We start from the raw sequence: 14,129 nt of genomic DNA, 5'->3' as shown, positions 1-14,129 counted from the left end.
GGCTGACAGGGAGTTTTCTAGCTATGCAACTCAACAAGTTTTCAACGCTCGGCAAACTGGGTGCCGGTGTGGCGGCCCTGATGGCCCCGGCAATCGCCTTTGCGCAGGATGCCGCGCCGGCAGCAGCAGCGGCGGCCCCCGTTCCGGAAAAAGCCGATACCGCATTCATGTATGTCGCGACGATCCTCGTGCTTTTCATGATCATTCCGGGTCTCGCCCTGTTTTATGGCGGCCTCGTGCGCACCAAGAACATGCTCTCCGTTCTCATGCAGTGCACGGTCATCGGCGCGGTCATGATGCTCGTCTGGGTAATCTACGGTTACTCCTTCGCCTTCGGCGGCGGCACCGGCTCGTATTTCGGCGGTTTCGGCAAGCTGTTCCTGTCCGGCGTTTCGCTTGACAGCACCTCGGCAACCTTCTCCCAGGGCGTCGTGATCTACGAATACACCTTCATCGCCTTCCAGATGACCTTTGCGGCCATCACGCCTGCGCTGATCATCGGTGCATTTGCGGAACGCGTGAAGTTCTCGGCAGTCATCCTGTTCACCATCCTGTGGGCCACCTTCGTCTACTTCCCGATCGCTCACATGGTCTGGGACGCGAATGGCCTGATCTTCGGCATGGGCGCTCTCGACTTCGCCGGCGGCACGGTCGTCCACATCAATGCCGGTATCGCCGGTCTGATCGGCGCGATCATGGTCGGCAAGCGTACTGGCTTCGGCAAGGACATGATGGCCCCGCACTCCATGACGCTGACGCTGGTTGGCGCAGCCATGCTGTGGTTCGGCTGGTTCGGCTTCAACGCCGGCTCCAACCTCGAAGCATCTGGCGGTGCGGTTCTTGCAACCATGAACACCTTCCTCGCCACTGCAGCAGCCATCGTTTCCTGGTCGCTGGTTGAAAGCTTCACCCGCGGCAAGGCTTCCATGCTGGGCGCAGCTTCGGGCATGATCGCCGGCCTCGTCGCCGTAACGCCTGCGGCCGGTTCCGTCGGACCCATGGGCGCTATCGTTCTCGGCCTCATCGTCTCGCCGATCTGCTACTTCTTCGTCTCGGTTGTGAAGAACAAGTTCGGCTACGACGACACAGCTGACGTCTTCGGTGTCCACGGCATCGGCGGCATCATCGGCGCCCTCGGCACCGGCATCTTCACGTCGCCGCTGCTTGGCGGCACGGGTAAGGCGGACTTCTCCATCTCCTCGCAGCTCTGGACGCAGTTCGTTGCCGTCGCCATCACCATCGTATGGTGCGCAGTCGTCTCGGCAATCCTCTACAAGATCGTCGACGTGATCGTTGGTCTGCGGGTTCCGGTCGAAGCGGAACGCGAAGGTCTCGACCTTGCGACCCACGGCGAAGCCGCCTACCACTCCTGATATCCGGGAAAAGGGGTTCTCCATCCCCTCTCCCAAAAGAAGGCCCGCTTCGGCGGGCCTTTTCTTTGCCGCAAATCCGGAAGCGGCTTTTAAAAAACCGCATGGTTAACACGACATTAACCAGCAAGCTGTTAGTTTTCCCTGTCAATCCGGGATCTGGTCAACTGCCGGATCTTGCCGAAACCACAAAAACTACGGGTTCAGGGACATGGGCAGAATGAATTCTCCGACATTCGACGGTCGTCACACGCGTTTCGTGCTGACGGCGTTTTTCGTGCGGCAGGTCATGGCTCTTGCCGGTTTTGCCTTGCTTGCCACGATTGCGCTGGGGATTACCGCACTTGCCACATGGAACGTGGCGGACCCGAGCCTGTCCTATGCAACAGGCAACCAACCCACCAATCTTCTCGGTTACGGCGGCGCAATCTTCGCCGATATCGTGATGCAGTTCCTCGGCCTTTCCGCAATCATCGCGCTTTTGCCGGTGATTGCCTGGGCGATCGCCCTGATCGCCGGTCGCAAGTTCAACCGGATACCCGCCCGCCTCGTCGCCTGGATCGCCGGCGCCATCGTCTGCGCCGCCTCGCTCGGCTGTTTTCCCGCGCCCGTGACATGGCCGCTGCCGAACGGCATCGGTGGCGTCATCGGCGATATGATCCTGCGCTTCCCTGCTCTCTTCATCGGCGCTTACCCCACCGGCACGATTGCGACGGTGCTGGGCGCTATATTCGCTGCTCCCGCCGCCTTGATGATGCTGTTTGCCGCCGGTCTCGTGGGACGCCCGGAAGATGACCTGGAACAGGAAGAACGCGCGCCGGTCGCAAACAAGGCCCGTGCCACCCGTCAGGTCGAGGAAGAAGACGATGACGAGGGCGAAGGCTTCTTCGCCAATATTCTCGCCTTCGGCGCAATCGCACATTACTGGTACATCTCGCAGGCCCGCCTTCGCCGCCTGTTCGGCCTGAAGTCGAAATCCCTGCACGGCGAATTCGAACACCCTTACGATTTCAACGAATATGAATTCGGCACGCTGAACGAACCCTCCCGCCTCAAGACGGCGATCAACCGCCTCGACCAGCGCGCGGAACCGTCTTTCGAAGAACGCGCCGCATCCCGTCGCCAGATGTCGCCTCCCTCCATCGCGCCCGATCATGATGCGGACGGGGACGACGAACCGTCGTTGGACGCAGACGGTCGGCGGTTGCCCAACGGCATTCTCTCGGACGACCACAGCCTGGACGAGAACGACCCGAAGTTCGTGGCAAGACAGGCACCTGGGCGCGGCCAGCCCAGAATAACCGCCCCTTCCGCACGCCCGAAGCCCAGCGAGCGCGTGGCAAGGGAAGCGCAGGCCTCCTTTATTGCCGCAGACGGTTTCCAGTTGCCCACCGTGCATCTTCTGGCGGAACCCAAGAACGTCGTTCGCGACCATACGCTGAACGAGGAAGTGCTGGAGCAGAATGCCCGCCTTCTGGAAGGGGTTCTCGAGGATTTCGGCGTCAAGGGTGAAATCATTCACGTCCGCCCCGGCCCGGTCGTCACGCTCTACGAACTGGAACCAGCACCCGGCATAAAATCCTCACGCGTCATCGGCCTTGCCGATGACATCGCCCGCTCCATGAGCGCGATCGCCGCGCGCGTTGCCGTCGTGCCTGGCCGCAACGCCATTGGCATCGAGCTTCCGAACCAGACGCGTGAAACCGTGTTCCTGCGTGAACTGGTCGGCAGCCGCGACTTTGAAAACAGCAAGGCCAAGCTCGCCATGGCGCTCGGCAAGACCATCGGCGGCGAACCCGTCATCGCCGATCTTGCCAAGATGCCGCATCTTCTCGTTGCCGGTACCACGGGTTCGGGCAAGTCGGTCGCCATCAACACCATGATCCTGTCGCTGCTTTACCGCATGTCGCCAGAGCAATGCCGCCTGATCATGATCGACCCGAAAATGCTCGAACTATCGATCTATGACGGTATTCCGCATCTGCTCTCGCCCGTCGTTACCGATCCGAAAAAAGCTGTCGTGGCGCTGAAGTGGACGGTGCGCGAGATGGAGGAGCGCTACAAGAAGATGTCGAAGATCGGTGTGCGCAACATCGATGGCTTCAACAGCCGTGTGCAGCAGGCGATCGACAAGGGCGAAATCCTCACCCGCACGGTGCAGACCGGCTTCGACCGCCAGACCGGCGAGGCAATGTACGAGACGGAAGAATTCGACCTGAAGCCCCTGCCCTATATCGTCGTCATTATCGACGAAATGGCGGATCTTATGATGGTGGCAGGCAAGGATATCGAAGGTGCCGTACAGCGCCTCGCTCAGATGGCGCGTGCCGCTGGCATCCATGTCATCATGGCAACCCAGCGTCCGTCCGTCGACGTCATCACCGGCACCATCAAGGCGAACTTCCCGACCCGCATCTCCTTCCAGGTAACGTCGAAGATCGACAGCCGCACCATTCTGGGCGAACAGGGCGCAGAACAGCTGCTCGGCATGGGTGACATGCTCTATATGGCCGGTGGCGGCCGCATCCAGCGCGTGCACGGTCCCTTCGTCTCCGACAATGAAGTGGAAGAGATCGTCGCCTATCTCAAGACGCAAGGCACGCCGGAATATCTGGAAGCGATCACCGAGGAAGACGATGAGGAAGGCAATGGCGGCGGCCCGGCCGGCGCCGGCAATTTCTCCGATTCGGAAGACCCCTATGATCAGGCCGTGGCTGTCGTGCTGAGGGACGGCAAGGCCTCCACTTCCTACGTCCAGCGGCGTCTCGGCATCGGCTACAACCGCGCCGCCTCGCTGATCGAACGCATGGAGCAGGAGGGCATCATCGGCCCCGCCAATCATGCCGGAAAACGCGAAATACTCGTACCAACGGAAGCAGACATCATCGAGCGGTAATGCACGTCGCCCAAAAGGCTGTCGTGGTTTCGGGATAACGACATGCGTGAGGCGAAGACGGCAACCAAGCGGGGCGAAGAAGCGTTAATACACGCTTTCAACGTCATGAAGCCGCCGCCTTTATGCGGAAAATCGCTGCGATGAAGGAGAACAGAATGAACGACCTCACCACCGGCGAGATTGCCACCGCAAACACACCAGAGAACGGCGTGACGCGACGTGGCGTGCTGACGGCGTTTTCCATGGCTGCGGTCATGGCCGGCCTGTCGCCGCTCAACGCATTTGCTCAGGCTGCCGGTAACAGCGCGACCGCGCAGAAAATTGCCAATCACTTCTCGTCGGTCAAAACCATGATGGGAGAGTTTGTCCAGTTTGGCCCGCGCGGTGAACAGACCGGCGGCAAATTTTACATAGAACGGCCCGGCAAGCTTCGATTCAATTATGAAGACCCCTCGCCCATGCGGGTCATCTCCGACGGCAAGAATGTCGTCATCGGCAACATGAAGCTGAAGACATGGGATTTATATCCACTGTCAAAGACCCCGCTCAGCCTGCTTTTGTCCGACAAGATCGATCTGAGCAACCAGAAGGTCCGGAACGTGAAGGAAGAGTCGGACCTGACCACCATCGTACTGGGTGACAAGAGCGTGTTCGGCGATTCCACCATTACCCTGATGTTTGACCCGAAAACCTTCGATCTGAGGCAATGGACGACGACCGATGCCCAGAACAAGGACACAACTGTCATGATCTTCAACGTGCAGACGGGCGTTAACCTCGACGAACGCGTTTTCAACATCAACTACGAAGAAGTCCGCAAACGCGGCTAAAGGCCGGGCGGTCCACGGCGACAGTTCAAAAGGCGGCCCTTCGGTCGCCTTTTTCATTTTGCCGCTAAAATGCATTCCCGTTTTCATCGCGATGTTATAAGCCTGCGCCCCGGAAACATGCCTCGAAACAATCGGCTTCGAGGCTATAGAAGCGGAGCACATGCATGTCGTTTTCGATAACCACCTGGAACATCAACTCGGTCAGGCTCAGAATGCCGATCGTGGAGCAGTTTCTGGTGCGTTACAAACCCGACATTCTCTGCCTGCAGGAAACGAAATGCCCGAATGGCGAGTTTCCGATGAAGCCGCTGAAGGCGCTCGGTTACGAGCACGTCATCATCCATGGCCAGAAGGGCTATCACGGTGTGGCGATCGCTTCGAAAATTCCGCTGACAGAAGATCACCGTCAGGACTATTGCGGTATAGGCGATGCACGACACATTTCCGCGATTTTTCAGGTTGGATCGCGCCGCATACGGCTGCATAATTTCTATGTTCCGGCTGGCGGTGACGAACCCGACCGGTCGATAAACCCGAAATTCGGCCACAAGCTGGATTTTATCGAAGAGATGAAGGCGCTTCGCGCCGACGGCGTGCCCGGCACTTCTTCCATTCTCGTGGGCGATCTCAACATCGCGCCGCTTGAAAATGACGTCTGGTCGCACAAGCAACTGCTGAAGATCGTTAGCCATACACCGGTGGAAACTGACGGCATGCTCGATATCATGAAGAAGGGCAACTGGCTCGACCTGATGCGGCTGAACGTGCCTGATAGTGAAAAGATTTATACCTGGTGGAGCTACCGCGCCAAGGATTGGGAAGCCGCAGACCGTGGCCGCCGTCTCGACCATATCTGGTCGTCGCAGGATCTCGGCCCTTCGCTTGAAAAGATCGATATCTTGCGCGAAGCACGCGGCTGGAACCGGCCATCCGACCACGTTCCGGTTACGGCCCATTTCCGTTTCTGAAGCGCTGGCTCTTTAAAATCAGGAGAAGCGGTTCTGCAAACGTGCCGCGCCCGCCGCGAGTGCGGCGATATTATCGCGAATGCGTGCCGTCACGATATCGGCAACCTCGGGAAACTCCTCCACCAGCCGGTGAAAGAGAATGCGCGTTATCCGGATGACCTCGGAATCCTCCGCGGCAATGGCGGTGAATTTCCTCTCACAGAGCGTGAAAAGCGCCAGCTCCGAAAGAAGCGCCCCCTTGCCCGGTGTCGCCTGCAACGCGGGTTTTCCATCCCGCCCGGCCGTAAATAGCTCGAAATGGCCTGACGTCACCGCAAAGGCGCACTCGGCCGGGGAATGTTCCCGGAACAAAGTCTGACCCGCCGCCACGCGGCGGCGTTCCGCGCCGAAGGCGATCAGCCGCAACTGATCGTCGCTGAAGCCCGCAAACAACGGCACTTGCCCCAGAAGCATGATGTCATCCGTCAAGGCCATGTCGATTGCTACTCCAGAAAACCGCCTGCACCACTACAGCGGTTTTCGGATATCGGCCTTCAAAATACAAGATGTTAGAATATTCTGCGTCCTCTCGGACGCAGAAAGGGCGTTCGTTCAGGGAACGATCTTGTATCCGCCGTTCTCGGTCACCAGAATTTCGGCATTGGAGGGGTCTCGCTCGATCTTCTGGCGCAGACGATACACATGCGTTTCGAGCGTATGCGTCGTCACTCCGGAATTATAACCCCAGACCTCTTCCAGCAAGACGTCGCGGGTAACGACGGCGCTCCCGGCGCGGTACAGATAACGGATGATCGCCGCTTCCTTTTCCGTCAGCCGGATTTTTTTGCCGTCTTCAGTCGTCAGCAGCTTCTGGCTGGGTTTGAACTGATAAGGGCCAACGGTGAAAACCGCATCCTCGCTCTGCTCGTATTGACGCAGCTGCGCCCGGATGCGGGCCAGAAGGACGGCGAAGCGGAATGGCTTCGTCACATAATCATTGGCGCCCGCTTCGAGACCGAGGATAGTGTCGGAATCGGTATCGTGCCCGGTCAGCATGATGATCGGTGCCTTGAAGCCACCCTTGCGCAGCAGTTTCACCGCCTCGCGGCCATCCATGTCAGGAAGACCGACATCCATGATCAGAAGATCGACCTGGGCAGTCTTTGCGGTCTGCATCGCCTGCGCAGCGTTTGCCCCGCTCAGAAGCGAGAATTCCTCATAGGGAGATAGTTGCTCAGTCAGCGTCTCCCGAAGATCGTCGTCGTCGTCCACCAAAAGGATAGTGCGAGCCGTCATTCGGATTCTCAGCCTTTCTTACTTTAGCGCATCGGCCCAAAAATCGCCGTTGATTTTCGGAAAGCGCAATGCGTAGTTTAAAAGAGTTAGAGCATCCATTGTGCCTCCGAAATAAGGCACGGCGCTCTAATTGTCAGCCAATTCAGCGGTTTGCCGATAAAAGGTCAACCCATTGCCATGATATTACGAAGTGCTATGACTTCACGTTAGATAACCTGCAAAGCAAAATCTCGTGAAAAACATGAGCAGACAGCCCGTAAAGCAACATAAACGCGCATCGACGCTCATGGTTCGGCCGGCGCCTTTGAAAATAAGCCGGGCCATCGTTCAGCTCGGGCATCTCACCTTTCCCGCAGCGATCGGGCGCAACGGCCGTACCGTGCTCAAACGCGAGGGAGATGGAAAGTCACCGATTTCCGTCACGCGCCTGCTGCACGGATTTTATCGCGGCGACCGTAACCCCGCCATCGCCACGACATTGCCGATGCAACGGACGCAGCAATCCATGCTTTGGTGCGACGAGCCACGCAGCGCCAGTTACAACAGGTTGGTCAAGTCCCCTTTCGCACTGAGCCACGAGGAGATGATGCGAAAGGACGGCCTTTATGACGTTTGCCTCGTGCTCGATTGGAACATCACGTCGAGAAGTCGGAACCGCGGTTCGGCAATCTTCATGCATATGATCCGCCCGGGATATGAGCCGACCGCCGGCTGCGTCGCTCTCCATCCCCGCGACATGAGGCGCATTCTGCCTCATATGCGCAAGGGTACGAAAATTCGCATCCTGTAGATCAGGCACAAAAAAACCCGCCATTCTTGGCGGGTTTTTTTAAAAAAAGAGAAAGCCGGTGATTACGCGGCTTCTTCCTGAGAATCGTCCTCTTCGACGGCCTTGCCGCGCTTCGGACCCTTGGCAAGGTTGACTTCCACCAGGCGGACAGCCTCGGTTTCAGACATCTTGTTGACAGCAGCAATTTCGCGCGCCATGCGATCAAGAGCAGCTTCGTAAAGCTGACGCTCGGAATAGGACTGCTCCGGCTGGTTTTCCGCACGGTAAAGATCGCGAACAACTTCAGCAATCGCGATAAGATCGCCGGAATTGATTTTCGCATCATATTCCTGGGCGCGGCGCGACCACATGGTACGCTTCACACGCGCCTTGCCCTGCACCACTTTCAGCGCCCGCTCGACAAAATCGCCTTCGGAAAGCTTGCGCATGCCGATGCTCACGGCTTTAGCGACGGGAACTTTAAGACGCATCTTGTCTTTTTCGAAATCGATGACAAAAAGCTCAAGCTTCATGCCGGCAACTTCTTGTTCCTCGATGGCAGAAATGGTACCGACACCATGAGCGGGATACACAATCGCTTCACCGGTTTTGAAACCGTGATGTGCTGGAGATTTCTTCTGCTGGGTCGTCATTCGTTCTAAAAACTCCCTGTTACATACCCGGCAACGCCGGGGTTGGGTCGGTCAGGCCCTGATGAGACGGGGGAACCGTCAGGTGACTCCGCACTGGTCCAGCCGTGCACGCAAAAACACACCTTCCCGCATTGCGGGCTTCGATAACGTAAACGCTCGATATGTCACGGAAACCGCGTGCAAAAGAGGTGTTGCTTTCGTGGTGTTTTTGGGCACACAAATGCCACGCTGTGGATCAGTATCGTTGGTGTACCACAAAAATAGGCACAAATCAATAATTTGCTTCGACCGTGGCCGCAACATCACATGGCGGCCAAAGAACCACCTATAAATGGGCTACCGGAATACTGTCAAATGCTTCGTAACCGGTCCCTACCGTATAAGAAGCAAAAAAATTTCACTTCCCAACTGAAGAAACACGAAAGCCTCTTAAACTCTTCGTAATTACACGCCAATATCCGATTCGAATGAAAAGGCAAAATCCGCAAATTGACGGTGCTTTTTTACGTTAAAGTGTGATTTTTGGAGGAATCCACATCAAATGGGCTACAGAAATAATCCAAAACGCGAAAAACAGATCGAAAAAGCACGACAGCAGGCAATTGCCGAAAACGCGCCATTTCTTGATCCGGGTATACTCTATGGAAGAGCAAGCGCCGACGACATAGAATATTATTCCGCCGAAATGCTGGCCGCAAGCGCGGCGCACAGTTTCGAGGCTCTTTCGCGCTGGACTGGAGACGCGCCCCATATCAGCATCGCCCAGGTGGAGGGCGTCACCCCGCGAGATATTCCGGTAACGGTTCTGACGATTATCGGCCGCAATATGCCCTTCCTCTACGATTCCGTCATGGGTGAGGTCACAAGCAGCTATCGCGGCCTCTATCTCGCGGTCCACCCCATTCTGGTGCCGGATGAAACGGCGCAGGCGGGTTATCGCCTTGCGGAGCCTGATGACGATCCCGCCGGGAATATCAGCCTCATCCAGCTGCACATCGCCCCACTGACCCAGCAGGCCGCAACGGCGCTGGAAGAAAGATTGCGTTTCGTGCTGGCGCAGGTTCAGTCCGCCTACAGAGACTGGCGGCCCATGCTGTCGAAACTCGACGAAGCCCTAGACGAATTGTCAAAACGCGGCTCCTCGCGGCGCAAGACCGAGCGCGCGGAAGCCGTCGAGTTTCTCAACTGGCTTCGCAACGACAATTTCACCTTCCTCGGCATGCGCGATTACACCTATTCCGGAACGGGAAAGAACGCGAAAATCGAGCGCGGTGACGGCGTCGGCCTCGGCAGTTTGAGCGATCCGGATGTGCGGGTGCTGCGCCTTGGCAAGGACGCCGTGACGACGACGCCTGAAATCCTCGCCTTCCTCGACGGTCCGGATTTCCTCATCGTCACCAAGGCAAATGTGAAGTCCATCGTGCATCGCCGCGCTTATATGGATTATATCGGCATCAAGCGCTTCGACGAGGATGGGAATGTCATCGGTGAATTGCGCATCGTCGGCCTTTTCACCGCCACCGCCTATACGCGTTCGGTAAAGCACATCCCGCTGCTGCGTGCCAAAATTGCGGATGTCGAGCGGCATTTCGGTTTTGATCCGAACAGCCACTCCGGCCGCATTCTGCAGAACACGCTGGAAGCCTATCCGCGCGACGATCTCTTCCAGATCGAAACGGATCTTCTGATCCGCTTCATCGAGCAAATCATGGAACTGAGCGACCGCCCACGCGTGCGCGTCCTCGCACGTATCGACCGTTTCGACCGCTTCGTCTCGGCCATCATCTTCGTGCCGCGCGAGGAATACAATTCCTATGTGCGCGAGAAGATCGGCGACTATCTGAGCAAGGTCTATGACGGGCATATTTCCGCCTATTACCCGGCCTTCCCCGAAGGCGCTGTCGCCCGCGTCCATTTCATCGTCGGCCGCACGGAAGGCAAGACGCCGCGTATCGCGCAGGACAAGCTGGAGGATGCCGTCAGCGATATCGCAGCACGCTGGATAGACCATTTCGTTGCCCTTTCCGAACCGGGTGCACCGGTGCTGGAGGTGGATCAGGCCTATCAGGAAGCCTTCACGCCGGAAGAGGCGATTGGCGACATGGCGGATATTCTGGCCACCGTGAAGGGTGAGCCGGTCCGCATCGAGTTTTACCAGCAGGAAGGCCAGTCAGCTGAGACGCTGTCGCTGAAGATCTTCCATCGGGATGGCCATCTGCCACTGTCGCGCCGTGTGCCGCTGCTGGAAAACCTCGGTTTCAACGTCATCAGTGAGCGCACCTTCGACATCGGCGTCATCTCGGATGGCGAAAAGCGCGACATCGTGCTGCATGATATGGAACTCGCCGTCGCCAAGGGCGTGACGCTGGATCTGCCGCAATACGGACAGAAACTCGAAGAAGCATTCCTTGCTGCCTTCTCGGGCAAGGTCGATAATGACAACTTCAACCGGCTGATCCTCGCCTGCGGCCTAACCGTGCGCGAAGTGTCCGTCCTGCGCGCCTATGCGCGTTATCTGCGCCAGACCGGAATCGTTTATTCCCAGGAGCATATTTCCGAAACGCTCTTTAAATATCCGGCCATTTCACGGAATATTTTCGCGCTGTTCAAGACTGGCTTCGATCCGTCCATCGACGAGAAGAAGCGGCTGAAGAAACTGGCAGAGATGCACAAGACGATCGAAGCGGCATTGAGCGGTGTTCCCAATCTCGACGAAGACCGCACCTTGCGGCGTTATGTCAACGCCATCGACGCCACGCTTCGTACCAACTACTTCCAGAAAAACACCGATGGCACGCCGCGTGACCTGTTGGCGTTCAAGTTCGATCCCAAACATCTGGACGGCCTGCCCGATCCGCGTCCCTTCCGCGAAATCTTCGTCTACGGAACCGAAGTAGAAGGCGTGCATCTGCGCTTTGGCAAAGTGGCGCGCGGCGGTCTGCGCTGGTCGGATCGCGGCCAGGATTACCGCACGGAAGTGCTCGGTCTCGTCAAGGCGCAGCAGGTCAAGAATGCGGTGATCGTTCCCGTTGGCGCCAAGGGCGGCTTTTTCCCGAAGAACCTGCCTGTTGGCGGCTCCCGCGACGAGGTCTTCAATGCAGGCCGTGAAGCCTACAAGACCTATATCCGCACTCTTCTGTCCATCACCGACAATATCGTCGACGACGCCGTCGTACCGCCGGCCGATACGTTGCGGCTTGATGGGGACGATCCCTACTTCGTCGTCGCCGCCGATAAGGGGACAGCGACATTCTCCGATACGGCAAACGGCCTCGCCCACGACGCCGGCTTCTGGCTGGACGATGCCTTCGCATCGGGTGGTTCCGCCGGTTACGACCACAAGAAGATGGGAATCACCGCACGCGGTGCCTGGGAAACGGTAAAGCGTCATTTCCGCGAAATGGACACCGACATCCAGACCACGCCCTTCACAGTGGCAGGTGTCGGCGACATGTCCGGCGACGTTTTCGGTAACGGCATGTTGCTGTCGGAAAAGATCAGGCTGATCGCAGCCTTCGATCATCGCGACATCTTCATCGATCCGGATCCCAATACCGACAAATCCTTCGCTGAGCGCAAGCGGCTTTTCGAATTGCCACGCTCAAGCTGGCAGGATTACGACCGTTCAACGCTCTCTAAAGGCGCAATGATCATCTCGCGTTCCGAAAAATCGGTGACGCTGACGCCGGAAGCCGTCGCTGCCATCGGCATCGACAAATCCGTCGCTACACCCTTCGAGATCATGACCGCCATTCTGAAGGCGCCAACCGATCTTCTGTGGTTCGGCGGCATCGGCACCTATATCAAGGCGGCGGTGGAAACCAACGCCGAGGTGGGTGACAGGGCGAACGACCCCATCCGCGTCAACGCCACCGAGCTGCGCGCCAAGGTCATCGGCGAAGGCGCCAATCTCGGCATTACCCAGAAGGGCCGTATCGCCTATGCGCTGGCGGGTGGGCGTTGCAATTCCGACGCCATCGACAACTCGGCCGGCGTGAACTCCTCCGACGTCGAGGTCAATATCAAGATCGCCCTCGCCTCCGCGGTCAATAGCGGTCGCCTGACGATGCCGAAGCGCAACCAGCTTCTTGCCTCCATGACGCCGGAAGTGGCGCAGCTGGTGCTGCGCAACAACTACCTGCAATCGCTGGCAATCTCGCTGACGGAGCGGCTTGGGCTTGCAAACCGGGAAGAACTCGGCCGCCTGATGAGCGCGCTGGAGGCAACCGGCCAACTGAACCGCAAGGTCGAAACCTTGCCGAGCAATGCCGAGCTCAGCGAAAGATATGCCACCGGCAAGCCGCTGACCCGGCCGGAAATCGGCGTGTTGCTTTCCTATGCCAAGCTGACACTGTTCGACGCTCTGGTGGCAAGCCCGCTGCCCGACGAACCCTATCTCCAGCATCTGCTCGCAGACTATTTCCCGGCCAAGATGCAGAAGAACTATGCAGACGATATCAAGGCGCATCGCCTGCACCGCGAAATCGTTGCGACAGCGCTCGCCAATGCCGTGGTAAACCGCGGCGGCCCTGGCTTCGTGCAGAAACTCGCCGATGCGAGCGGCCTCCTGTCGGCGGATGTCGTCAAGGCAGCGGTGATCGTGGAGGACGGTTTCGGCCTCAAACGTCTTTGGAGCGAGGTCGACGCGCTTGACGGAAAGATCGGCGGAGAAGTCCAGAACGGACTTTATGCCACGATCACCCGCATCTACTCCGATGCAAGCAGGCTTTATTTGCAAACCGGGAGCGTGGGCGCTGGAACGAGCGACATGGCAACCGAAATCGAGCGCCTGAAAACTGCCATCAAGACGCTATCGCCGGCAGCGGCGAAATATCGCCGCGAGCTTGGGGTCACGGAAATCGACGGTGTTCCCTCTGGCCTTCTGGAAGAGCTGGATACGCTTTCCCTGCTGGTCTATGTGCCAGAGATCATGCGTATCGCCGAAAATGCGGGCACGACGCTTGCCCGCGCCGCCGAAAGCTACGCCACGGTCTCCTCGACCTTCCGTGTCGCGCGGCTGCTGGATGCCAGCCAGCGCATCACGCCGGCCGATCACTACGAGAGCCTGGCTCTTCTGCGCAGCCAGGACCAGATCGCCTTGTCGAGACGCCGGATCGTCATCTCGGCCCTCACCGAGTATGCGAAGGAAAAGGACCCGGTTCAGGCCTGGTATGCGGCCGACCGCGTGCGCGTCAATCGCATCGTCTCGGAACTCGGTGCACTGAGCGAAAGCGGCGATACCAATCTCGCCCGCCTGACAGTGGCGGCAGGGCTGCTTGGTGATATCGTTCAGACGCGCTGATCGACCATTCGACAAACGCCATCCGGGTGACTGGCCCGGATGGCCATAAATGAAGCGTTTGCGCCG

Annotated in this window: 9 protein-coding genes; 6 read left to right on the top strand and 3 right to left on the bottom strand. The window is 58.2% G+C overall.

The features are described from left to right. Positions 1-23: 23 nt before the first annotated feature. The 4 genes from ACQZ6D_RS24005 to ACQZ6D_RS23990 all read left to right on the top strand — a co-directional run bounded on the left by ACQZ6D_RS24005 (position 24) and on the right by ACQZ6D_RS23990 (position 6,064). Positions 24-1,373: an ammonium transporter gene (locus tag ACQZ6D_RS24005; RefSeq protein ID WP_065705119.1), complete on the top strand. Its 1,350-nt coding sequence runs from the start codon at positions 24-26 to the stop codon at positions 1,371-1,373. A 217-nt stretch (positions 1,374-1,590) separates the two neighbouring features. After that, positions 1,591-4,266: a DNA translocase FtsK gene (locus tag ACQZ6D_RS24000; RefSeq protein ID WP_019565992.1), complete on the top strand. Its 2,676-nt coding sequence runs from the start codon at positions 1,591-1,593 to the stop codon at positions 4,264-4,266. A gap of 155 nt (positions 4,267-4,421) precedes the next feature. After that, complete coding sequence (locus tag ACQZ6D_RS23995) at positions 4,422-5,096, top strand: outer membrane lipoprotein carrier protein LolA (RefSeq protein ID WP_013636963.1); 675 nt, start codon at positions 4,422-4,424, stop codon at positions 5,094-5,096. 164 nt (positions 5,097-5,260) lie between these two features. Next, positions 5,261-6,064 carry an exodeoxyribonuclease III gene (locus ACQZ6D_RS23990; protein ID WP_013636964.1) on the top strand — a complete coding sequence of 268 codons (804 nt, stop codon included), beginning with the start codon at positions 5,261-5,263 and terminating at the stop codon, positions 6,062-6,064. An 18-nt stretch (positions 6,065-6,082) separates the two neighbouring features. On the opposite strand, the gene ACQZ6D_RS23985 is transcribed toward ACQZ6D_RS23990, so the two are convergent. Both ACQZ6D_RS23985 and ACQZ6D_RS23980 read right to left on the bottom strand, forming a co-directional pair. Next, a complete protein-coding gene (locus ACQZ6D_RS23985) occupies positions 6,083-6,538 on the bottom strand; it encodes a cyclic nucleotide-binding domain-containing protein (protein WP_013636965.1) in 456 nt (151 codons plus the stop codon). Between the two features lie 117 nt (positions 6,539-6,655). Beyond that, the gene (locus ACQZ6D_RS23980) at positions 6,656-7,339 is read right to left on the bottom strand and encodes a response regulator transcription factor (protein ID WP_003492637.1); all 684 of its coding nucleotides are present in this window, start codon (positions 7,337-7,339) and stop codon (positions 6,656-6,658) included. Positions 7,340-7,625: 286 nt separating this feature from the next. Between ACQZ6D_RS23980 and ACQZ6D_RS23975 the strand changes: the two genes are divergently transcribed. Next, positions 7,626-8,129, top strand: coding sequence for a L,D-transpeptidase family protein (locus tag ACQZ6D_RS23975; protein ID WP_041694570.1), 504 nt, complete (start codon positions 7,626-7,628; stop codon positions 8,127-8,129). Between the two features lie 62 nt (positions 8,130-8,191). Here the strand turns inward: ACQZ6D_RS23975 and ACQZ6D_RS23970 are convergent, their stop codons facing one another. Then, complete coding sequence (locus ACQZ6D_RS23970; RefSeq protein ID WP_003492641.1) at positions 8,192-8,761, bottom strand: CarD family transcriptional regulator; 570 nt, start codon at positions 8,759-8,761, stop codon at positions 8,192-8,194. A 541-nt stretch (positions 8,762-9,302) separates the two neighbouring features. Between ACQZ6D_RS23970 and ACQZ6D_RS23965 the strand changes: the two genes are divergently transcribed. After that, positions 9,303-14,063 carry an NAD-glutamate dehydrogenase gene (locus ACQZ6D_RS23965; RefSeq protein WP_065705117.1) on the top strand — a complete coding sequence of 1,587 codons (4,761 nt, stop codon included), beginning with the start codon at positions 9,303-9,305 and terminating at the stop codon, positions 14,061-14,063. The last annotated feature ends 66 nt before the right edge of the window (positions 14,064-14,129 follow it).

The sequence above is a fragment of the Agrobacterium sp. 22-3639C2 genome, from assembly GCF_053522105.1.
This window is presented reverse-complemented; position numbering and strand designations above follow the sequence as displayed.